Annotated in this window: 22 protein-coding genes and 1 tRNA gene; 11 read left to right on the top strand and 12 right to left on the bottom strand. The window is 70.8% G+C overall.

Translation table 11 applies throughout. From position 1 onward, the window contains the following. The first annotated feature begins 22 nt into the window (after positions 1-22). Positions 23-622 carry a hypothetical protein gene (locus SOM35_RS02815; RefSeq protein ID WP_320514295.1) on the top strand — a complete coding sequence of 200 codons (600 nt, stop codon included), beginning with the start codon at positions 23-25 and terminating at the stop codon, positions 620-622. Positions 623-724: 102 nt separating this feature from the next. On the opposite strand, the gene SOM35_RS02810 is transcribed toward SOM35_RS02815, so the two are convergent. From SOM35_RS02810 to SOM35_RS02765, 10 genes are all read right to left on the bottom strand, one after another. Continuing rightward, positions 725-1,387, bottom strand: a complete 663-nt coding sequence (locus SOM35_RS02810) for a hypothetical protein (protein ID WP_320514294.1) — start codon at positions 1,385-1,387, stop codon at positions 725-727. Next, positions 1,384-2,250, bottom strand: coding sequence for an ATP-binding cassette domain-containing protein (locus SOM35_RS02805; protein WP_320514293.1), 867 nt, complete (start codon positions 2,248-2,250; stop codon positions 1,384-1,386). Before SOM35_RS02805 ends, SOM35_RS02810 begins: the two co-directional genes overlap by 4 nt. 123 nt (positions 2,251-2,373) lie before the next feature. Beyond that, positions 2,374-2,922: a hypothetical protein gene (locus SOM35_RS02800; protein ID WP_320514292.1), complete on the bottom strand. Its 549-nt coding sequence runs from the start codon at positions 2,920-2,922 to the stop codon at positions 2,374-2,376. A gap of 35 nt (positions 2,923-2,957) precedes the next feature. Next, positions 2,958-3,608 (bottom strand): TetR/AcrR family transcriptional regulator, encoded by a 651-nt coding sequence (locus SOM35_RS02795; RefSeq protein WP_253465888.1) that lies wholly within the window; start codon positions 3,606-3,608, stop codon positions 2,958-2,960. Positions 3,609-3,664: 56 nt separating this feature from the next. Beyond that, positions 3,665-4,675, bottom strand: a complete 1,011-nt coding sequence (locus SOM35_RS02790; RefSeq protein ID WP_320514291.1) for a diacylglycerol/lipid kinase family protein — start codon at positions 4,673-4,675, stop codon at positions 3,665-3,667. 212 nt (positions 4,676-4,887) lie between these two features. After that, positions 4,888-5,454: a MarR family winged helix-turn-helix transcriptional regulator gene (locus tag SOM35_RS02785; RefSeq protein WP_320514290.1), complete on the bottom strand. Its 567-nt coding sequence runs from the start codon at positions 5,452-5,454 to the stop codon at positions 4,888-4,890. A gap of 89 nt (positions 5,455-5,543) precedes the next feature. Continuing rightward, positions 5,544-5,726 (bottom strand): hypothetical protein, encoded by a 183-nt coding sequence (locus SOM35_RS02780; protein ID WP_111075333.1) that lies wholly within the window; start codon positions 5,724-5,726, stop codon positions 5,544-5,546. A 201-nt stretch (positions 5,727-5,927) separates the two neighbouring features. Beyond that, positions 5,928-6,809 (bottom strand): manganese catalase, encoded by an 882-nt coding sequence (locus tag SOM35_RS02775; RefSeq protein WP_320514289.1) that lies wholly within the window; start codon positions 6,807-6,809, stop codon positions 5,928-5,930. Positions 6,810-6,861: 52 nt separating this feature from the next. Further along, positions 6,862-7,698: an SDR family oxidoreductase gene (locus tag SOM35_RS02770; RefSeq protein WP_320514288.1), complete on the bottom strand. Its 837-nt coding sequence runs from the start codon at positions 7,696-7,698 to the stop codon at positions 6,862-6,864. A gap of 108 nt (positions 7,699-7,806) precedes the next feature. Then, a complete protein-coding gene (locus SOM35_RS02765; protein WP_320514287.1) occupies positions 7,807-8,547 on the bottom strand; it encodes a TetR/AcrR family transcriptional regulator in 741 nt (246 codons plus the stop codon). A gap of 99 nt (positions 8,548-8,646) precedes the next feature. Here SOM35_RS02765 and SOM35_RS02760 point away from each other — a divergent pair, with 99 nt between their 5' ends. The 3 genes from SOM35_RS02760 (at position 8,647) to SOM35_RS02750 (ending at position 11,175) form a co-directional block, all read left to right on the top strand. Continuing rightward, positions 8,647-9,504, top strand: a complete 858-nt coding sequence (locus SOM35_RS02760; RefSeq protein ID WP_320514286.1) for an NmrA family NAD(P)-binding protein — start codon at positions 8,647-8,649, stop codon at positions 9,502-9,504. A 113-nt stretch (positions 9,505-9,617) separates the two neighbouring features. Beyond that, positions 9,618-10,316, top strand: a complete 699-nt coding sequence (locus tag SOM35_RS02755) for an SDR family NAD(P)-dependent oxidoreductase (RefSeq protein ID WP_320514285.1) — start codon at positions 9,618-9,620, stop codon at positions 10,314-10,316. 70 nt (positions 10,317-10,386) lie between these two features. Further along, positions 10,387-11,175, top strand: a complete 789-nt coding sequence (locus SOM35_RS02750) for an alpha/beta fold hydrolase (protein ID WP_320514284.1) — start codon at positions 10,387-10,389, stop codon at positions 11,173-11,175. A 127-nt stretch (positions 11,176-11,302) separates the two neighbouring features. On the opposite strand, the gene SOM35_RS02745 is transcribed toward SOM35_RS02750, so the two are convergent. Beyond that, positions 11,303-11,389 (bottom strand) — tRNA-Leu (locus SOM35_RS02745). An 85-nt stretch (positions 11,390-11,474) separates the two neighbouring features. Between SOM35_RS02745 and SOM35_RS02740 the strand changes: the two genes are divergently transcribed. From SOM35_RS02740 to pknB, 7 genes are all read left to right on the top strand, one after another. Continuing rightward, positions 11,475-12,155 (top strand): DUF3662 and FHA domain-containing protein, encoded by a 681-nt coding sequence (locus SOM35_RS02740; RefSeq protein ID WP_320514283.1) that lies wholly within the window; start codon positions 11,475-11,477, stop codon positions 12,153-12,155. Continuing rightward, positions 12,152-12,718 (top strand): FHA domain-containing protein FhaB/FipA, encoded by a 567-nt coding sequence (locus SOM35_RS02735; protein ID WP_111075328.1) that lies wholly within the window; start codon positions 12,152-12,154, stop codon positions 12,716-12,718. Before SOM35_RS02740 ends, SOM35_RS02735 begins: the two co-directional genes overlap by 4 nt. Before the next feature lie 6 nt (positions 12,719-12,724). Continuing rightward, positions 12,725-14,095, top strand: coding sequence for a Stp1/IreP family PP2C-type Ser/Thr phosphatase (locus tag SOM35_RS02730; protein WP_320514282.1), 1,371 nt, complete (start codon positions 12,725-12,727; stop codon positions 14,093-14,095). Next, the gene (locus SOM35_RS02725; RefSeq protein ID WP_111075326.1) at positions 14,092-15,531 is read left to right on the top strand and encodes an FtsW/RodA/SpoVE family cell cycle protein; all 1,440 of its coding nucleotides are present in this window, start codon (positions 14,092-14,094) and stop codon (positions 15,529-15,531) included. The genes SOM35_RS02730 and SOM35_RS02725 overlap by 4 nt, the downstream gene beginning before the upstream one ends. Then, positions 15,528-16,982: a peptidoglycan D,D-transpeptidase FtsI family protein gene (locus SOM35_RS02720; protein WP_111075325.1), complete on the top strand. Its 1,455-nt coding sequence runs from the start codon at positions 15,528-15,530 to the stop codon at positions 16,980-16,982. Before SOM35_RS02725 ends, SOM35_RS02720 begins: the two co-directional genes overlap by 4 nt. Beyond that, positions 16,979-18,709, top strand: coding sequence for a protein kinase domain-containing protein (locus tag SOM35_RS02715; protein WP_320514281.1), 1,731 nt, complete (start codon positions 16,979-16,981; stop codon positions 18,707-18,709). Before SOM35_RS02720 ends, SOM35_RS02715 begins: the two co-directional genes overlap by 4 nt. A 153-nt stretch (positions 18,710-18,862) precedes the next feature. Next, positions 18,863-20,713, top strand: coding sequence for a Stk1 family PASTA domain-containing Ser/Thr kinase (pknB, locus tag SOM35_RS02710; protein ID WP_320514280.1), 1,851 nt, complete (start codon positions 18,863-18,865; stop codon positions 20,711-20,713). 187 nt (positions 20,714-20,900) lie between these two features. Here pknB and SOM35_RS02705 read toward each other — a convergent pair whose 3' ends face one another. Next, positions 20,901-21,539: an anthranilate synthase component II gene (locus SOM35_RS02705; protein ID WP_111075322.1), complete on the bottom strand. Its 639-nt coding sequence runs from the start codon at positions 21,537-21,539 to the stop codon at positions 20,901-20,903. Positions 21,540-21,608: the final 69 nt, after the last annotated feature.

The following is a 21,608-nucleotide window of genomic DNA, read 5'->3' as shown; positions in this document are numbered from 1 at the left end:
GCGGCTCCGACGCCGGACCGTCGTGACCGGCACGGTCGCCGTCGTCTCCGGCACGATCATGGTGATCGCCGATCTGCTCTGGGGCGTCTTCGACGGGCCGTTGCCGCTGCGCCTCCTGGCGATCCTCTGCTTCGCGGCCGCACTCGGGTGCCTGGTCGGGGTGTTCGTCCGGGTCGATCGTCGAGATCTCGACCTCCGAGGCACCGCCACCGGGACCGGCGACTGGCGCCGTGACGAGCGCATCGACCGGCAGTTCGCCGCTCGTCCTCCGGCGATGCTCCCGGAGGACCGCGACGAGGTCCTGGCTCGGGCCGAGCGCACCCTCGGACCGTCGGTCGCCCTCGCGGCCCGGTTCGTCCTGCTGCCGATCGCCTGGGCGCTCGTCTGGGCGGGGGCGCTGCTGTCGGGGCTCGGCTCGCTCGACTCCCCGCTCGTGTTGTTCTGGCCACCGATGCTCATGCTGCTGCAGTCGGCGTCCTTCATCGCCGCGGTGACGGGGATCGGGAGGTCCGACGCCGCACACCGTCGTGCCCTCGCGCTCGAGCCGGCCCCGGTCGTCGACACCCCGGCACGCCGCAACCTCGACCCCCGCGGCTCGAAGATCGGTCTCCCCGGCGACTGACCCCGCGCTCCCACCCCACCTGCCGGCGCTCGGGGCGGAAGCGAACGCGCCCTCGCCGCTGGAGCCGGAGGGCGGACTCCGCCGGTCGGGTTCGCCGTGCGGTCAAGGAGATCGGCGGCGGTACGCCCAGAGGGTCAGCCCGAGGAGGAGCACGTCACCCACGACGAGGAACCCGGCAGGCGGGAGCGCCTCCGACCAGGGCGCTGTCTGCCCGGCCCCCGACAGTGCGGCCAGGACGAGGATGAGCGGGGACTTCGGGATCGCGATCAACCCGATGGTGACGCCCACTGCGAGGGTCCAGGAGAGGCCGGCGCGTGGGATCAACGGTCGGGCGCACGCCTGACCGAGTGCGACTCCGGACAGCGCGCTCAGCCCGTTGATGAGCAGGAGCCCGGTGAGGGTCCTCCCGACGCCACCAGCAGCCCCGTGTGCGGGGTCCGTCGCGATCACACTTCCCACGCTCAGGACAGCGAGGGAGCAGGAGCACCCGAAGGACGTCAGCAGTGTTGCGATCCGGGCCCGGACCATGCTCCCGTGGCTGACGCCGACGACGGTGATCTGACTGATGTCGTCCACGTGGAGCGCGGAGATCGTGATCCAGGTGGTGGCGGGGAACAGGATCAGCGCTGCGATGGACCCGGTTCCGATCGCGTCACCTCCCGCTGAGGAGAAGACACCGACCGTCAAGGCGAACAACACGATCGGAGGTACCCAGCGTTGCGACACCAGGCACCGGGCCAGGACGTACCGGGCCAGTGCGATCACCGTCTGCCTCCCGTGGGTGGGACCGGACCGACGGCCCGCACCGACCAGCCGTCATCGAGCGCCGTCCGCAGGAAGTCGTCGACACGGCCGGCCTCCACGGTGAACGAGACGTCGTCGTCGTGCACGTCCTCGTCCCGGTGCAGCGACACGGTCGCCGCGACCGCTCGGAGTCGATCCCACGAAGTCCGATCAGACGGACGGAGGGTGATGAGGGCGGCGCCGGTCGACGACGCTCGCTCCGGAGTGACCTCCGTGAGCCGCGCGTCCTGTAGTCGGTACTGCACGTCCGGTCGGATCGTCCTCGTCAGCTCGTGTTCGGTGAGGATGATCGCAGTACCCGACGCCACCGCCCGTTCGATCATCGCGTTGACGACCACCGTCGTGTCGTCGTCCAGACCGGTGTTCGGTTCGTCCAGGAAGCACAGGGACACGGGGCTCAGGAACGCCTGCGCGATCGCCACCTTCTGGGCGTTGCCCTTCGACAGCTCATCGAGCATCGACGAGCGCGCGTTCGCCACCCCGAGCTCGTCGAGGAGGGCGAGCGCCCGCGGCTCGGTCTGCCCCCGGCGCTGCCCCCGGAGCCGTCCCATGTGGACGAGGTAACTGAGGGGTGTCAAGTGGTCAGGGGGGACGAACCGCTCCGGGACGATCGCCTTCGGAGCCGTGGTGGTGCGCAGCACTCCTGCCGTCGCGGAAGCGGTTCCGCTCAGCACCCGCATCAACGTGGACTTCCCGGACCCGTTGCCACCGGAGATCCCCACCACCTGCCCCGGCCGGACCTCGAGGTCCACGGCAGAGAAGACGTCGCGTCGGCCGAGGCGCTTGCCGAGCCCGACCGCGGTGAGGACGGGCTCGTGGCTCACTCTGGTTCCCCATCGACTCGACGAGTCCGGACCGTCCCGAACCCGGTCATCAGCGTGCCGCGAAGACCGGCGACACCGCAACCGCACTCGGACACGTGGCCCTCGTCGGGCCCGCAGGAGCGCTCATCGGGGCAGCGGCGCCTCGAGCGGCCGGTCGCCGCCGTACTCCACCACCACCCGGCTCCCGTCGACGTGCAGGTGGAAGACGCCACCGATCGACGCAGGGTCCGTCCTGACCTGGTTGCTGTTCGCCCAGGACCGCTCTCCCGCGGCGGCGCGGAAGGTCCACCCGTCGCGGAAGCCGAGCTGGAGCTGACGTCCGCCGAGGGACCGGTAGTCGGCGACGGTCACCGTGCGACCGGAAGCCGAACCGACGTCGACGTACCGCACCGACCCGCCGAGGGACGAGAGCGCGACGTAGCCGAGCGCGCACGCCACGAACCCGACCGACAGGAGCACCGCCGCCGCGCGAACCGGCGTCCTGCCCGCCCGGCGTGCCGCCCGCGTCAGGTGCCACGCCCAGGTGCAGGCGGCACAGGCCGCACAGAGTGCGCCGACCGACCAGCAGGCCGCCCTGATCGTCTCGGCCCCACGCCCGGCGATGACGAGCTGTGCGTCCGCACCGTCGGACTGCCCGAGGACTGCGCCGCCGACGAGCGCGACGACTGCCATCACGAGAGCGGCCCACCGGATCAGCGCCGACCCGTTCACGTCAGAGCCGAGTTCGCGGTACCGCCACTCCGCGACTCCCCCGCCGGCACGATCCGCTCCAACAACCGCAACACCCGCTCCCCGTCGACCGCGTCCGGGTCCAACAGCCACTGCACCTGCAACCCGTCCGACACCGCGATGCTCAGGCTCGCCAGGTCCTCCGCGTCCAGGTCGTCCCGGATCCGGCCCGACGACTGGTCCCGCCGGATGAGGTCGGCCAGGTCGGCCCGCAGCCGGGTGAACCGCTCGCGCATGAACTCCCGCGTCGCCGGGTGCCCCTCCTGCACGGCGTCGGCCGAGAGGGTCGTGTACAGCTGCACGAGTCCCGGCACGGCGCGGTTGCGGGCGGCACTCTCGCGCATGTCCCCGATCGCGGACTTCATCCGCTCCGGTGCACCCTGTTCGCGCACCTCGTGCTCGCGGTAGACGGCGAGCAACAGTTCGTCGCGGCTCGGGAAGTAGTGCCGGAGCGCCGCGTGCGTGATCCCGAGGGCGTCCGCCACGGACCGCAGCGAGGACGCGTCGACCCCCTGCTCGGCGACCATCCGGATCATCTCGTCGAGGATCTGGGCCCGCCGCTCGGTGCCCTTGCGGTAGCCGCCGCGGCGCGACGGCGTCACTGCGTCGTCGTCCACGGGGTCGGTCATCGTGCCAACTTACCGCTGGAAGGTTTTCGCGGCCAGTAGCGGACGGGAGGCCGGACTCATGCGGGCGCACCGGTGCCGGACGCCGTCCCTCCGCTCCCCGACTGCGCGGAGCGGAGCAGGAGGCCGTGGTGGTGCGTGGTGAGCGTGGCTGCTCGGACGGTGCCGAACGGGTCGCCGTCGAGTTGGATCCGCTCCGGGGTCTCGAGCTCCACGTGCAGGGTCCGAGCGCGGGTCGTCGGGAGCGCTCGGGAGGTCGGGAGCACCCGGGCGATGACCCGTCCGAGCCGGGTGCTGGAGAAGAACCGGTTGAGGGAGAGCGTGTACCCGATCTTGGTCCACCCGAGCCAGCCCTCGGGGCGGAACGCGACGGCGTCCAGGACGCCGTCGTCGGGTTCGGCCCGGGGCAGCAGCAGCACGCCCGCGGTGAGGCTGCCGCAGTTCCCGACGATGACGGTGTGGGCGTGCATCGTCCGGGTCGGTCCGTCGTCCAGCGAGTAGTGGACGGGGATCTGCCGGTTCCCGACGATCGACCGGGCGATGGGGTCGGAGTACGCGACCCATCCGAACCGCTTCTTCACCCAGGCGTTGGTGTCCGCCGCCATGCTGGCGTCGAGACCGATGCCCGCCATCACGAGGAACGCGTGCGTGCTGGTCGCTCCGTCGGCGTCGGTGAGTTCGGCGATCCCGACGTCGATCGGCCGGTCGGAGCCGGTGAACGCCGCCCGCACTGCGCCGGCCATGTCGTTGCGGTGCAGGCCGATGTTGCGGGCGAACAGGTTGCCGGTCCCGCTCGGGACCAGCGACACCGGGATCCCGGTCCCGCGCAGTTCCTCGGCGACCACACGGAGGGTGCCGTCACCGCCCGCCACGAGCACCACGTCCGGCGCGGCGCCGACGGCAGCGCGTGCAGCAGCACGCCCGTCGTCGTCGGCAGCGGTCTCGAACCACCCGGTCTCGGCCCAGCCGCTGCGGGCCGCCTCGGCATCGACGAGCGTCCGGAGTCGTTCCGGGTTGCCCTTCACCGGGTTGACGACGACCGCCGCGCGCAGCGGTGCCGGAGCGTTCATCCGGCTGTCGGCGCTCAGTTGGTTCCTTCGATGGGTGCTGACTCCGGTGCCGGAGCCCCGGGGGCAGGGGTGCGCTCAACGCTAGGGCGGCGGCGGCATCCTGAGCAACTCCACGCGTGGGCAACTCGACGCGTCAGCTTGGCGCGTCAGGTCGCGGTGGCGGACGGGAGGCCCGGATCACCACCCGTGACGCGCCTCCCGTCCGGCGGGTGTCAGGAACCGGCGGCCGGCCCGCCGGCGTCAGCCCCGGTCTCCGGCACCGTGTACTCGTCCACCGGTGTCGGCAGGCCGGCGTCGAGCGCGGCCGTGATCTGCGCGAGGCAGCGTGCCAGGACCTCGTTGTCCTCGGCGGAGAGGTGGTCGATGACCTCGACGACGGCCTCGTGGAAGACCTCGTACGACCGGTCGATCTTGCGGGCGGCCTGCACGGTCGGCTCGAGCACCTGCGCCCGTCGGTCGGTGGGGTGCGGTACCCGGAGCAGGTCACCCTTCTCGACCAGGCCGTCGACGATCTTGGTGACCGAGGCGTTCGAGACCGACAGCATGACGGCCAGGTCCTTCGGGCCCATGCTCCGGCCGTCGCGGTGTGCCTGCAGCATGTAGCGGACGGAGAGGAACTCGTTCTTCGTCAGGCCGCTCTCGCCACGGGCACGTTCCAGCTGGTCCTCTTCGGCGTGCTGCAGCCGGAGCAGGGCGTCGACGGCGGTCTTGGCGGACCGGGTGCGGGGCTCGCGGGCGTAGAGGTGGACGTGCTCGCGGCGGACGACGGTCAACGGCATGGGTCGGTGTCTCCCTCACCCGTCCGGGCGGGTGGTCGTGCTGGTGGGGCGGACGCGGTGGCTCCGGCGCCTGCGGTCAGGCGGTGGGGTCAGGCGGCCGGCGCGACGAAGAAGTCGGCGTAGGACAGTTCGGTGCGGCGGGACAGCAGCGACGGGTCCTCGATCCGCTGGGCGACCCAGGCCTCGATGACGGCCGGGTCGGTCAGTCCCACGCGCGGGTGGGAGCCGCCGAACCGGGTGTCGTGCGACGTGCCGTGGTACGTGCTCTGCATGGGTGCGCCTTCCTCGTCGAGGGTCTGCCGTCGGTCCGTCCGTCCGTCCGGACGTGAGAACTATTTCACGACGTGAACAATGAGGGCAACAAACAGTTCGTCGAGTTGTACAGTTCGCGCATCGAACGACCGCGGAGCCCGGTGGACGCGAACGAGCCCCTCCTCCGACGGAGGAAGGGCTCGTGCGTGGAACGGGTCGGACTACTCCTTGTTGAGCTTGTCCTGCACCGTGCCGGCGATCTTCTCGACCGTGTTCGGCAGCTCGGTCGTGCCGTACAGACGCGAGTCCGCGTGGGTGGGCGGCGGCATCGGCACCGAGGTGGTGGGGCCGTCGTGGTACGAGTACTCGCCCTTGCCGTCGAACGACGGGCCGCTCGCCCAGGAGCCCTCCTTCGCCTGCGCACCGTCGGAGAAGTTGAGGTATTGGTAGTTGACCTCCTGGTTCTCCTTGTGCTGCGGGAAGTTGCTCGGCACCGGCATGGTCTCGAGGCCCTGCTCACGGAGCTCGGCGGCGGCGGTCGCCCACATGTTCTGGTGCATCGTGTCGCGGGCGATGAGGAAGCTCAGCAGGTCCCGGACGCCGTGGTCGTCGGTCATGTGGTAGAGCCGCGCGGCCTGCACGCGGCCCTGCATCTCGGCGTTCTCGTTCGCCGTGAAGTCGGCCAGCAGGTTGCCGCTGGCCGTGATGTAGGAGCCCTGCCAGGGGTTCCCGTTGCTGTCGACCGGACGCGCACCGGCGCCGGCGACGATGGCGTGCTGGACGTCCGTGCCACCGACGATCGCGGCGACGGTGGGGTCGTCCTGGAGGGCGTCCTCGGTGATGCCGAGCGGGGACTTCTCGAGCAGCTGGGCGATCATCGTCGCGAGCATCTCGACGTGGCCCATCTCCTCCGCGCCGATGCCGAACACCATGTCGCGGTACTTGCCTGGGATGTGCATGTTCCACGCCTGGAACTGGTACTGCAGGGCGACGGAGATCTCGCCGTACTGGCCGCCGAGCACCTCCTGGAGCTTCCGCGCGTAGACCGCGTCGGGCTTGTCGGGGGTCGCCTTGAACTGGAGCTCTTGCTTGTGGAAGTACAAATCGTTCTCCTGTTTCCGTGTGGGTTCAGTCGGGCGGGTCAGAGGTGTCAGCTCAGAGGATCGGCGTGCCACCGGTGACGGCGATGCGCGCACCGGAGACGTAGCTGCCGTCGTCGCTCGCGAGCAGGACGTAGACCGGGGCCAGCTCGGCCGGCTGTCCCGCGCGACCCAGGGGCGTCTGCGTCCCGAACTGCTCGACCTGCTCGGCGGGCATCGTCGACGGGATGAGCGGCGTCCAGATCGGGCCGGGCGCGACGCTGTTCACCCGGATGCCGCGCTCCCCGACCAGCTGCGCGAGCGCGGCCGAGAAGTTCGCGATGCCGGCCTTCGTCACGTCGTAGGGCAGCAGCGTCGGGACGGGGTCGTCCGAGTTCACCGAGCTCGTGCCGATGATCGATGCACCGGCGGACATGTGCGGCAGCGCGGCCTTCGTCAGGTGGAAGTAGGCGCTGAGGTTCGTGGCGAGGGTGTGGTCCCACTCCTCGTCGGTGATCTCCTCGAGCGTCTCGTGGGTCATCTGGTACGCCGCGTTGTTCACCAGGACGTCGATGCCGCCGAGCTCCGACACCGCGGTGTCGATGACGCTCCGGCAGTACGCCGGGTCGCTGACGTCACCGGGGAGCAGCACGGCCGTCCGACCGGCGTCCTCGATCCAGTGCCTGGTCTCCTGCGCGTCCTCTTCCTCCTCGGGCAGGTAGGAGATGAGGACGTCGGCCCCCTCGCGGGCGAAGGCGATCGCGACCGCCTTGCCGATGCCGCTGTCACCACCCGTGATGACGGCCCGCCTGCCGGTGAGCTTGCCGGAACCCCGGTAGCTGGTCTCACCGTGGTCGGGCTTCGGCCCCATCGCCTGCTCGGACCCGGGCGGTTGCTGCTGTTGATCGCTCATGTCGCTCCCTGGACGAAGGTCGTCGTGCAGGGGCGATGGTCGGCGCGGGCCGCTGGACGGCCGTCCGGAGTGTTCAGATCACGCGGACGGGTCTGCCGTGCCCGCCGGTCAGGAGGCCGTGGTCACCCGTCCGAGCCACTCCTGCAGCAGCGCCCGCTCCGGGTCCGTCAGCCCGGGGAGCGCGGGGGCGGCGGCACGCACGGCCTGCAGCGCGCCGAGGGGCACCGCTGTGCCGTCGGCACCCTCGTCGTCCGCCCAGGTCGGCGGGTCGGTGACGATGGCTGCCAGGACCGTGTCGAGCATCAGCTCGGGCAGCGAGGACCCGGCGCCGGGCGAGCCGCCCTCCGGTGCACCGCTGGAGAGCATCGTCAGCATCGAGCCGGCACCGGCCGCGCGGATCATCGCGACCGCCTGCTCCTCGGGCACCCGGAGGCGTCCGGCGGCGGCGACCCGGTGCACCCGCGCGCGGAGGACCTCCAGGCCGGCGGCGACCGCCGGGGAGTCGTCGTCCCGGTCCGAGGCGTACAGCAGCCGGAACAGTGCGGGGTTGGCGAGCCCGAAGGCCACCTGCACGCGCCACGAGTCGCGGAGGTCCTCCACTGGGTCCCCGCCACTGCTGGCCTCGGCGGCAGCGTGCTCGGTCTTCGCGGCGACGAACTCCGCCAGGACGTGCTCGGCGACCGCGTCCAGCAGGCCGTCCTTGTCCCCGAAGAGACGGTAGATCGCCGGGGCCTGGACGCCGGCGGCGAGCGCCACGCTCCGGGTGGTGACCGCGGCGGCGCCGTCCTCGGCGAGCAGACGTGCGGCCGCGGTGACGATGCGGGTACGCGGGTCGGGTGCGGCACTCATGGTTCCGATGCTACCGATCGGGCAGTAGCGGTGGTTTCGTCCCCGTGATTCCAGTGGTAACTTCATCGTGTTATCACTGGAAACACGATCGGAGCAGCCATGATCATCGTCACCGGAGCCACCGGACAGCTCGGCGGAGCCGTCGTCGCCCACCTCCTCGAGCAGGTCCCCGCGCGCGAGCTCGCGGTCAGCGTCCGCGACCCGCACTCGGACGCTGCACGTCGTCTGGCCGACCGGGGCGTGCAGGTCCGCCGGGGTGACTTCACCGAGCCGGACACGCTCCCCACCGCGTTCGCGGACGCCAGCCGGGTGCTGATCGTCTCCGGCCCGGCCGACCCCGAGCCGCACCGCATCGCGGTGGAGGCCGCGGTCACCGCCGGCGCCGAGCACATCGTCTACACCGCACACATGGCGACCTCGCCCGACTCACACTTCGGCCCGGCACGACAGCACGCCGTCACCGAGCAGGACCTCGCCGCCACCGGGATCGCCACGACGTCCCTGCGGAACGGCTTCCACGCCTCGAGTGCGCCGTTCATGCTCGGCGCGGGCCTCCGGACCGGCGAGCTCCGGCTGCCCGCCGACGGTCCGGTCGCCTGGACCGCACAGGCGGACCTGGCCGTCGCCGCCGCGATCGCCCTCACCGACCCCGACCGGCTGCACGGCACCACGCCGCCGCTCACCGCGTCCCGTGCACTGGACATGGACGAGCTCGCCGAGGTGGTCTCACGGATCACCGGCAGCACGGTCACCCGGACCGTCGTCGACGAGGACGAGTACCGCGCCGCACTCGTCGCGGGTGGACTCCCGGAGGCATTCGCCCCGATGATGACCGGGTTCTTCGCGGCCGCACGGGACGGCGAGTTCGCCACCGTCGACTCGACGCTCGCCGACCTCCTCGGCCGTGAACCGCGCAGCATCGAGGACGTCCTCACCGACACCCTCCGTGCGCACTGACGGGCGGGTCACGTCGGTCCGATGCAGGCACGCTCCGGACGGGAGGCGCGGGGCGGCCCCGCCACGGGCCTCCCGTCCGACACCCGGCCGGCCACCGGCGTACCGTCACCGACGTGGATCTCCAGCTGCAGGACCGTGTCGCACTCGTCGTCGGCGGGAAGGGGTACATCGGCACCGCCGTCGTGGACCGCCTCCGCCAGGAGGGTGCGACCGTCGTCGTCGCCTCCCGCACCGCCGACACGACCGACGGCCCCACGACGGGCAGTGTCGCGATGGACACCGCCGACCAGGCCGCCGTCGACACGGCGGTCGCCCACGTGCTCGAGCAGCACGGACGGATCGACGTGCTGGTCGTCACCGCGGCCCCGGCGGCGAACACCCTCGACCCCGAGCGCCGTTCCGACCCGGACCAGGTCGCCGCGGCCGTCGACGGCAAGGCCCTGGGGTTCCTCCGGGTGGCGAACGCCGTCCTGCCCGCGCAGCGTCAGGCCGGCTTCGGCCGGGTCGTCGTCGTCAGCGGGCAGAACGCCTACCTGTCGGGGAACATCACGACCTCGTTGCGCAACGCGGCCACGAACGTGATCGCGAAGAACCTCGCTGACGAGACCGCGGGCACCGGCGTGACCGTGAACGTCGTGAACCCGGGGACCGTGCGGGACGAGCCGAACGCCGAGGTCCGGCCCGGCGCCGGCGGCGAGTCCAGCCCGCAGCAGATCGCGGACCTCGTGGCCTTCCTGTCGTCACCGCTGTCGGTGGTGTCGGGCGAGTCGATCTCGATCGCGCACCGCGTCCTGGGCAGCGTCACCGTCTGATCCCCGGGCGCGGACGACATCGCGTCCGTCCCCGCTTCCACTGCGCTTCGGGCGGGTGTTGACTGCCGCCATGCAGCAGGCCCACTCCGCCGACGGAACGCCCATCGCCTGGGAGGCGATCGGCTCCGCCGACGCACCCGGTGTGATCATCACCGGCGGTGCGTTCAGCACCGCCGACGCCGCCCGTCCGCTCGCGCAGGCCCTCGCCGACGTGGGACTCCGCGGAGTGGTCCTCGACCGGCGCGCCCGAGGTGGCTCCGGCGACACCCGGCCGTACGCCCCCGAACGGGAGGTCGAGGACCTCATCGCCGTCGCCACCGCGGCCGGGGGTGTCCGGGCTGCGCTCGGACACTCGTCGGGTGCGGTCCTGACCCTCCGGGCAGCGGCCGGCGGGCTGGACGTCGACCACCTCTTCCTCTCCGAACCGCCCTTCGCCTTTGACGGGTCCCGGCCACCGCAGTCACCGGACCTGGTGGACCGCCTGCAGGCGCACGTCGACGCCGGTCGGCCCGAGGACGCCGTCGTCCTCTTCCAGCGGGAGGCCGTGGGCCTCCCCGACGAGGTGATCGAGCAGATCCGGCACGCACCGATGTGGCCCGCCCTCGTCGACGTCGCCCAGTCGACCGTGTACGACGCGACGATCACCGGCGAGACGCCCGTGCCCTCCCCCGCGATGGCAACCGTGTCGATGCCGGTGACCGTGCTGCGGGGTGGGCGGACCTGGCCGTTCCTGGTCACCGCGACCGACCGGCTCGCCGCGCTGCTGCCGACCGGGAGGCTCGTGGTCGTCCCCGAGTCGCAGGACCATGGTCTGCACCCGGCGGGCACGGCGCGGGAGGTCGCGGCCGCCCTCGGGTGAGCCGGGTGGCCTGGGCGGGCGTGGCTGGGCTGGCTGGGCGTGTCGGCGGATGACCGACCGCCGGAACGACGAAGGCCCCGATCTCTCGATCGGGGCCTTCGTCTGCTCGCTCTTGCGTGAAGAGCTCTGGTGCGCGAGGGGGGACTTGAACCCCCACGCCGTTTCCAGCACACGGACCTGAACCGTGCGCGTCTACCAATTCCGCCACTCGCGCCAGCGACGAGAACACTACCACGCACAGACGGGGCCAGGAGCCAACCACTACCATGCAGAGGTCAGCGACCGAGAACGTGGAGACCATGGGCTTACTGGACAACTTCGAGCGAGGGTTGGAGCGCGCCGTCAACGGCGCCTTCGCGAAGACCTTCCGCTCCGGTGTGCAGCCGGTCGAGATCACCGCGGCCCTGCGGCGTGAACTCGACACCAAGGCTGCCGTGGTCTCCCGCGAGCGCATCCTCGTACCGAACGAGTTCACGGTGCGACTCGCGCCACCGGACCACACCCGCATGCACGACGTCGGGCAGCCCCTCATCGACGAGCTCACGCAGCGGGTGCAGCAGCACGCGGTGGCGCAGAACTACTCGTTCTCCGGCCCGGTCACGATCCGCCTGCAGCAGGACGGCACCCTCTCCACCGGCATCCTCGAGATCGACTCGACCACGGTGCAGCGCGACCTGGCCTGGGTGGCGGTCCTCGACATCGGGTCGCAGCGCCACCACCTCAAGCGCGGACGCACGATCATCGGCCGCGGCACGGACGCCGACATCACGGTCGCCGACACCGGGACGAGCCGGAAGCACGTCGAGGTCCTCTGGGACGGCAAGCACGCGCAGGTGAACGACCTCGGGTCCACCAACGGGTCGAAGCTCAACGGCGAACGCTTCAGTCAGGCCATCCTCGAGCCGGACTCAACCATTGAGATCGGTCGGACCCGTATGGTGTTCCGGGTGATCCCGGAGAACGACGGAGGTGCGCGATGACCACGGGCCTGACCCTGCTCGTCCTGCGCTTCGCGTTCCTCGCGGTGCTGTGGCTCTTCGTCTTCGTGATCGTCTTCGCGTTGCGCAGCGACCTCTTCGGCCAACGCGTCCGTGCGATCCCCACCGACCCCAAGTCCGGCCCGTCGACCCCGACCACTCCGCCGATGCCGGCCGGTGCCGGAACCGCAGCCGCAGCCTCCGGGGCGTCTCCCGGTGCGTTCACCGAGCTGATCGGTCAGGCCAGCGCACCCACCGCCTCCACCGCGGGTCCGGTCGCCACCCGTCTCGTCATCACCGAGGGTGCCCGTGAGGGCATGGAGATGCCCCTCGGCGGCGGCCCGATCACGATCGGCCGCTCCAGCGAGAGCAACGTCGTGATCCGCGACGACTACACATCCACGAACCACGCCCGCCTCGACCTGCAGGGCGGTGCCTGGGTCCTGACCGACCTCGGATCGACCAACGGCACCTTCGTGGGCGGCCAGAAGGTCACCGTCCCCACCACCGTGGCGGAACGCACCCCGATCACCATCGGGACGACGACGTTCGAGCTGCGGCGGTAGTCCCGGATGACGGCTCGCACGCTGAGCGCCGCTGTGTCCCACGTCGGACGCATCCGCGCGAACAACCAGGACTCCGGCTACGCCGGGCAGCACCTGTTCGCGGTGGCCGACGGCATGGGCGGGCACGCCGGCGGCGACGTCGCCTCCGCGATCGCCATCCGGCGCATCCGAGAGGTCGACCGCGAGTTCCCGTCGGCACACGACGCCGAGTTCGCACTGCAGTCGGCACTGATCGCCGCGAACCAGCTCATCACCGAGACGGTGTTCGAGCACCAGGAGCTCACCGGCATGGGCACCACGGTGAGCGCCATGATCCGGGTCGGCGACCAGCTGGCGATCGCGCACATCGGCGACTCCCGCATCTACCGCTGGCGCGACGGCGAACTGCAGCAGATCACCTCCGACCACACGTTCGTGCAGCGTCTCGTCGACAGCGGGCGGATCACGCCCGAGGAAGCCGCGGTGCACCCGCGCCGCTCGGTCCTCATGCGGGTGCTCGGCGACGTCGATGCCGCGCCCGAGGTCGACACCGCGATCATGGACATCCGCCCGGGCGACCGGTGGCTGCTCTGCTCCGACGGGCTGTCGTCGTACCTGGCAGAAGAGCGCATCCGGCACGCGCTCGCGTCCACGATGGACGCCAACCAGGTCACGCAGCGTCTGGTCAAGGAGACGCTCGACCACGGCGCCCCCGACAACGTCACGGTCGTCGTGCTCGACGTCACCGACTCCGAGCCGGGCGAGGACGACGACGCGGCCACCACGGTCGGGTCGGCCGCTGCCCCGCTGACCTTCGAGGCGTCGACCGGCCGCAAGCCGATCCGCCTCCCCACGATCCTGCTGCACCCGCTCAAGGTCTCGGCCGCTCCGGAGGACTCGCACTTCGAGCCGGAGTCGGACCAGTACTTCGCTGAGCTCATCGCCGAGGACCGCCGCCGCCGGGTGCGTCGTCGGGTCTCGTGGTCGATCGCACTCGTCATCGCGATCCTGGCGCTGATCGGCGCCCTCTTCCTCGGCTACCGGATCGTGCAGGACCACTACTACGTGGGCACGGACCGCGGCTCGGTGGCGATCTACAAGGGCGTGCAGCAGTCGATCGGGCCGGTCGCGCTGTCCGACGTCTACGAGGACACCGACATCTCGCTGACCGAGCTCCCCGACTACACGCGTGAGAACGTCCGCTCGACGATCAACGCGACGTCCCTGCAGGACGCCCGCGCGATCGTCGACCGGCTGCGCACCGCCGCCGAGACCGGCCAGGACCAGAGCGGGACGGGAGGCTCGGGAGACTCCCCGACGTCGTCACCGTCCGCCTCCCCCTCGGGGTCCGCAACGCCCCGGTCCCCGTCACCCTCCCCGTCGAGGAGCGCACGATGAGCGCCACGGCCGCACCCTCGTTGACCCAGGCGATCACGATCAAGCTCCGGGAGCCCGCGCGCGCCCGGAACCTCGAGCTCGTGCTGCTCGTCATCGCCTGCGGCATCTGCGGCGGTGCGATGGTGCTCGTGCAGCTCGGCACCAAGGGCCGCGTCTTCGACACCTCGGTGCTCTGGACCGCGGCCTCGATCCTCGGCCTGGCGCTCGTCATGCACGTCATCCTGCGCGTCGTCGCAAAGAACGCCGACCCGTTCATCCTGCCGGTGGCCCTCGTGCTCAACGGCATCGGGATCGCCGAGATCTACCGGATCGACATCCACAACGGCGTCTCCGGGTGGGCGGCGATCGGCGTCAAGCAGATCGCGTGGACCCTGCTGGCGATGGTGTTCGCGATCATCACGATCCTGCTCGTGCGCAACCACCGGTTCCTGCAGCGCTACCGCTACATCTTCATGCTGCTCACCATCGTGCTGCTCCTGCTGCCGATGCTGCCCGGCATCGGCACGAACATCGGCGGTGCCCGGGTCTGGATCCGGATCGGACCGTTCTCGTTCCAGCCGGGTGAGCTCGCGAAGATCACGATGGCGCTGTTCTTCGCCGGCTACCTGGTCACCGCGCGGGACAGCCTGTCGATCGTCGGCCGGAAGTTCCTCGGCATGACGTTCCCGCGTGCCCGTGACCTCGGCCCGATCCTCATCATCTGGGGTGTGGCGATGAGCGTGCTGGTCTTCCAGCGCGACCTCGGCACCGCCCTGCTGTACTTCGGCCTGTTCCTCGTGATGATCTACGTCGCGACCGCCCGGCTCAGCTGGGTCGTGATCGGCCTGGTGCTGTTCATCGGCGGTGCCCTCATCGCGGCGAGCGTCCTGGTCTACGTGCAGGGTCGGTTCGAGCAGTGGCTCGACCCGTTCGACCAGCAGATCTTCCTGCGGCAGACGCAGGGCAGCTACCAGCTCGTGCAGGGCCTGTTCGGCTTCGCCAACGGCGGGATCACCGGCACCGGGCTCGGGCAGGGCCGGCCGTACATCACGCCGGTCGCCAACGCGGACTACATCATCGCCTCGCTCGGTGAAGAGCTCGGGCTGATCGGGGTCTTCGCGATCCTCGGCCTCTTCGTGGTCCTGGTCTCCCGGGGCATCCGCGTCGGCTTCATGGCGCAGGACGACTTCGGCAAGCTGCTCGGCATCGGGTTCGGCTTCACGATCGCCCTGCAGGTCTTCGTCGTCGTCGGTGGCATCACCCGGATCATCCCGGTCACCGGACTCACCACGCCGTTCATGGCGGCAGGTGGTTCGTCCCTCGTGGCGAACTGGATCATCGCGGCGATGCTGCTGCGGCTGACCGACTCGATCCCCGCCGAACAGCGCGTCCAGCAGGGTGCGCTGTCGGAGCGGGGCAACACCGGCCGTGGCCGGTCCAGGAAGGAGCGCCGGTGAACCGCCAACTCCGCGGCGTCTCGACCGTCGTCGTGCTCATGTTCGTCGCGCTCTTCGTGTCGACGACGTCCATCCAGTTCTTCGCGGCGGACTCGCTCCGTGCCGACAGCCGGAACTCCCGAACCATCCTGGACAGTTACTCCACCAAGCGTGGGGCGATCCTGGTCGACGGCAAGCCGATCGCCGAGTCCACCGCGGTGGACGACCAGTACCAGTACCAGCGCAAGTACAACAACGGCGCGCTCTACTCGGCCGTCACCGGCTACTTCACGATCGGCCAGGGCAACTCGGGCATCGAGAGCGCCGAGAACGCCGTGCTGTCGGGCAACAGCGACGACTCGTTCTTCCAGAACCTCAACGCGATCCTCACCGGACAGGACGTCCAGGGCGACAACGTCAACCTGACGATCGACCCCGACGTGCAGCAGGCCGCGTACGACGCCCTCGGCGCGAACACCGGCGCGGTCGTCGCGATCCAGCCGAAGACGGGCAAGATCTTGGCGATGGTGTCGAAGCCGGGCTACGACCCCAACACCCTCACCTCGCACGACACCAAGGACGTCATCGCGCGCTACCAGGCGCTCGAGGCCGACGCCTCGAAGCCGCTGGCGAACCGTGCCATCGCCGGCGACCTGTACACGCCCGGATCGGTGTTCAAGCTCGTGGTCGCCTCCGCGGCCCTGGCGAGCGGCGACTACACGCTCGACTCGACACTGCCGAACCCCTCGACCCTGACCCTGCCGGGCAGCAGCTCGCGGATCAACAACGCCGAGGGTGGCAGCTGTGGCGGCGGCGACCAGGTGAAGCTCCGCGTCGCGATCCAGTACTCGTGCAACATCCCGTTCGCCGAACTCGGCCGGAAGCTCGGCTACGAGACGATCAAGAAGACCGCGGACGAGTACGGTTTCGGCAACGTCATCGACGTGCCGACCTCGGCGACCCCGAGCCAGTACCCGGAGCCCGAGTCGACGGCCGAGCTCATGCTCAGCTCGTTCGGCCAGGCCAGCGACCGCGTGACCCCGCTGCAGATGGCGATGGTCTCCGCCGGCATCGCGAACGGCGGGCGTGTCATGCAGCCGTCGCTCGTCGAGTCGATCGAGACGAGCGACCTGAAGACGGTCGACTCGTTCTCGCCGAAGCAGTACAGCGCCCCGCTGTCGTCCGACGCGGCGTCCGACCTGACCGAAGCGATGCAGAGCGTCGTGAACGCGGGGACCGGAACGAATGCGAAGATCGACGGTGTCGACGTCGCCGGCAAGACCGGCACGGCCGAGGGCGGCACGGGCGATCCCTACACTCTCTGGTTCACGGGCTTCGCCCCGGCCAAGGACCCGGAGGTCGCGGTCGCCGTGGTCGTCGGGAACGGCGGCGGGCTCGGGCAGTCCGGAGTCGGCAACACGGTCGCGGCTCCCGTCGCGAAGAAGGTCATGGAGGCGGTGCTGAACAAATGAGACCCACCAGCGGACTCACCTTCGGTGGGCGGTACCAGCTCTCCTCCCGAGTCGCCATCGGCGGCATGGGAGAGGTGTGGCAGGCGACTGACCTCGTCATCGGGCGCACCGTCGCCCTGAAGATCCTCAAGGACGAGTACCTCGGCGACCCCGGGTTCCTCGAGCGCTTCCGCGCCGAGGCTCGGCACGCCGCACTCGTCAACCACGAGGGCATCGCCAACGTGTTCGACTACGGCGAGGAAGACGGCAGCGCCTACCTCGTGATGGAGCTCGTCCCCGGCGAAGCCCTGTCCACGATGATCGAGCGCGAGCACACCCTGCCCGTCGACAAGGTCCTCGACATCGTCGCCCAGACCGCGAACGCCCTGCAGGCAGCGCACGCCGTCGGCCTGGTGCACCGCGACATCAAGCCGGGCAACCTGCTCATCACGCCGGACGGCCGCGTCAAGATCACCGACTTCGGGATCGCCCGGATCGCCGACCAGGTCCCGCTCACCGCGACCGGCCAGGTCATGGGCACCGTCCAGTACCTGTCGCCGGAGCAGGCGAGTGGCCACCCCGCGTCGCCGTCGACGGACGTGTACTCGCTCGGCATCGTCGCGTACGAGTGCCTGGCGGGTCGTCGACCCTTCACGGGCGAGTCGCAGGTCGCCATCGCGATGGCACACATCAACGACCAGCCGCCCGCGCTGCCGGGGACCGTCCCGGAGCCGGTGGCCGCCCTCGTGATGTCCTGCATCGCGAAGAAGCCCGCCGACCGACCGGCGACCGCGGCGAACCTCGCCCGCGCAGCACAGGCCCTCCGTCGCGGTGACGTCGCAGCGGCGACCGTGGCGGTGCCGGCCATCGGCGGCGCCGGGACGGTCGCGTTCAACCCGCCCCCGGGCAACGACGCCGCCACCGCCCTCATCGGTACCCAGGCGAACGCGCCCGTCGTCGGTGGTGGTGCGCCGCACAGCCCCGCCGGTCCCGAGGACGACACCGAAGAGAAGAAGAGCCGGGCCTGGATCTGGTGGCTCGTCGGCGCCGTCGTGCTCATCGCGGCGATCGTGATCGGTGTGCTCGTCTTCGCGAACGCAGACCAAGACCCCGACCCGTCCGCGTCCCAGAGCAGTGCTCCGTCGCAGACGAGGTCGCAGGCGCCGAGCCAGGAACCGTCGGCAACCCCGACCGAGGCCCGGACGACGATCAACCCCGCCGACTACATCGGGCGGGCGACCGACCAGGTCCAGACGGAACTGCAGAGCATGGGCTTCGCCGTCCAGGTGCAGGACGGCGACCCGGCCGAGACCGCCGAGCAGGCGAACACGGTGCAGTCGATCAGCCCCACCGGCAGCCTGTCGGACGGCGCACTCATCACCCTGCGTGAGTACACCGCGCCGCCGTCGGTCAACAAGCCGAACACCCCGAGCGCCGGCGCGGTCTCCGCCACCGGAGCCGTGACGTTCAGCTGGTCGACCGCCACCTGCCCGACCGGGTACACCGTCTCGAAGTACTCGTGGACGGTCTCCGGCGGCAAGGACTCCAGCGGCGCCACGAGCGGTGACACCTCGGAGACGTCGGTCGACATCCAGGCCGACCAGGCCGGCGACGACGTCACCCTGTCCTACACGGTGACGTGCGGCAACCTCGCCGCGTCGAGCACCTCGGACCCGGCCACCGCCACGTGGGTCGCCCCCGTCGAGCCGACGGACGCGCCGACCTCGACGGCGACGCCGCAGGACTGACGCACCACCTGCACCACCCCCGCGAGGCCCCGGCACGGAACGTGTCGGGGCCTCGCCACGTTCCGGTAACGGTTGCTCGTGGAGCACGGCCAGCCAGCGTCCCCCCAGAGACCCCTGCCGTACACTTGCCCGGACGGACATTCGGAGGAGTACGTGCCTGAAGGTGTGACCGCGGGGATCACGCTCCTCGCCAACCGGTACGAGATCGGTGACGTCATCGGACGCGGCGGCATGGCCACCGTGCACGTGGGTACCGACACGCGACTGGGCCGGCGAGTGGCCGTGAAGCTGCTCAAGCCGAGTCTCGCGAACGACCCGGCGTTCCGCACGCGCTTCCGGCAGGAGGCGCAGGCGGCGGCCCGCATGGCCCACCCGACGATCGTCCGTGTCTACGACGCCGGCGAAGAGACCGTGCGCGAGTCCTCGGGCGCCGAGGTGCAGGTCCCCTTCATCGTCATGGAGTACGTCGAGGGCCGCCCGCTGAGCGAGATCGTCGCCGAGGGTCCGGTCGTGCAGGAAGAAGCCGCGCGCATCGTCGAGGGCATCCTCACCGCGCTCGAGTTCTCCCACCGCGCCGGTGTCGTCCACCGCGACATCAAGCCCGCGAACGTCATGATCACCCACTCGGGCCAGGTCAAGGTGATGGACTTCGGCATCGCCCGCGCCATCACGGACACGTCGGCCACCGTGGCGCAGACGACGTCGATCCTCGGCACCGCGTCGTACTTCTCCCCGGAGCAGGCCCGCGGCGAGGTCGTCGACGCCCGCACCGACCTGTACTCGACCGGCATCGTGCTGTTCGAGCTGCTCACCGGACACCCGCCCTTCCGTGGCGCCTCCCCGGTCGCCGTCGCCTACCAGCACGTCAGCGAGCAGCCCGTCGCGCCGTCCACGATGACGTCGACGGTCTCGCCGGCACTCGACGCCGTCACCCTGCACGCCCTCGTGAAGGACCGCACCCGTCGGTTCCAGAACGCTGCGGAGTTCCGCCGCGACCTGCAGCAGGCCGCCGCCGGACACGTCCCGATCTCGAAGAAGAAGCTCGCGGCCGCGGCGGCGGACGACGCCGCCCTGCTGTTCGGGGTCAACCCCCGTGCGGCAGCCAACGCCGACGTCGCCTTCCGCGAACTCGACGACACCTCGGAGCGCCGACCCCAGCGGACCCAGAACCGGCCTCCGGTCGCCTGGATCTGGCTCGGGATCGTCCTCACCATCGCGGTCATCGCCGCCGTCGCCTACTTCGTCGCGAACCTCGAGCCGGGCAAGCCGCCGGTCAGTTCGTCGATCAAGGTACCGAGCGTCGCCGGCCAGACCTACGACCAAGCCCAGGCGACACTCGAACGTCGCGGGCTGAAGGCGGCGCGCGACGACGAACCCTCGGACAGCGTCGACAAGGACGACGTGATCCGGACCGTCCCGGACGCCAAGACCTCCGTTGCTCGTGACCAGGAGATCCGGGTCGTCGTGTCGACCGGTCCGGAGCAGATCGCCGTGCCGGACGTCCGGTCGCAGACGCAGGACGCCGCGACCAAGGCCCTGGACGCTGCGGGCTTCTCGGTCGGCGCGGTCAGCTCGGACTACTCGCCGACGGTGCCCGAGGGCACGGTCCTGAGCAGTGACCCGGCGTCCGGCGTCACCCAGGCCAAGGGCTCGGTCGTGAACCTCGTCGTGTCGAACGGCAAGGTCCAGCTGCCGGACGTCACACAGCAGCCGTTCGACACCGCCCGGTCCACGCTCGCCGGCAAGGGACTCACCGTGCAGCCCGCGCCGTCGTACGCCTGCACGGGCACCACGGTGACGCAGCAGAGCGTCCCCGCGGGCGACGTCCCCCAGGGCACCACGGTCACGCTGACCTACTGCGCAGCCTCGGCACAGCCGCAGCGGCAGCCGTCGCGCCAGCCGGCACCCGGTGGCGGCACGTCGAACGGCGGCGGTGCGGCCACCGGTGGCGGCGCGACGAACGGCGGCGGCGGATCGCTGAACCCGGGCGACGGCGGCAACTGACCACTCGGGTCGGACGTCCTGACGGCGGCCGATCAGGCCGAGGCGAACAGCGGGGCCGACACGACCGGCGCGCCGCGACCGGTCAGCCGACTCGGCTCGTCAGGCCGGAACGGCCGGTCGGGCCGACTCCATCGACCTGGCCGGAGCGTGCCGATCGTCAGCCGTCGGGCGGTCAGCCGTCGGCTGGTCAGCGTCCGGAGATGAGCGGGCCGAGTCCGGCAGCCCGCTCGGCGGCGCCACTGAGGCCCGCCGTCTCGAGCCAGTTGCCGACCATCCGGTAGCCACCCTCGGTGAGGACGGACTCCGGGTGGAACTGCACGCCGTAGACCGGTGCGCCACGGTGCTGCACACCCATGATGACGCCGCCCGCGGTCCGCGCCGTGATCGTCAGCTCGTCCGGGACCGTGCCGTCGACGATCGCGAGCGAGTGGTACCGCGTCGCCGTGAAGGGGTGGGGGACACCGGTGAACAGCACGCTGTCGTCGTGGTCGACCTGCGACGTCTTGCCGTGCATCAGCTCGTCGGCGTGCGTGACCGTGGCGCCCAGGGCCTCGGCGATCGCCTGGTGTCCGAGGCAGACGCCCAGCAGGGGCTTGTCCGCCGCGATGGCGGCACGCACGGTCGGGATCGAGACGCCGGCGTCGGCCGGGGTGCCCGGGCCGGGAGACAGCAGGACGCCGTCGTACTCGGCGATCCGGTCGGCGATCTCGCTCTCCGGGAAGGCGTCGTTCCGCACGACGTCGGTGTCCGCGCCGAGCTGCTGGACGTAGCCGTTGAGGGTGTACACGAAGCTGTCGTAGTTGTCGACGACGAGGATCTTGGTCATTGGCCGTTCACCGTACTCGTGGGGGATGTGAGTCACGTCCGACGAGGCCGGAACTCACGCATGGTGACG

It is taken from the genome of Curtobacterium sp. CFBP9011 (genome assembly GCF_034045095.1).
Classification (GTDB): domain Bacteria; phylum Actinomycetota; class Actinomycetes; order Actinomycetales; family Microbacteriaceae; genus Curtobacterium.
Note: the sequence above shows the minus strand (reverse complement) of the source record. Positions and strands in the feature narration are given on the sequence as shown.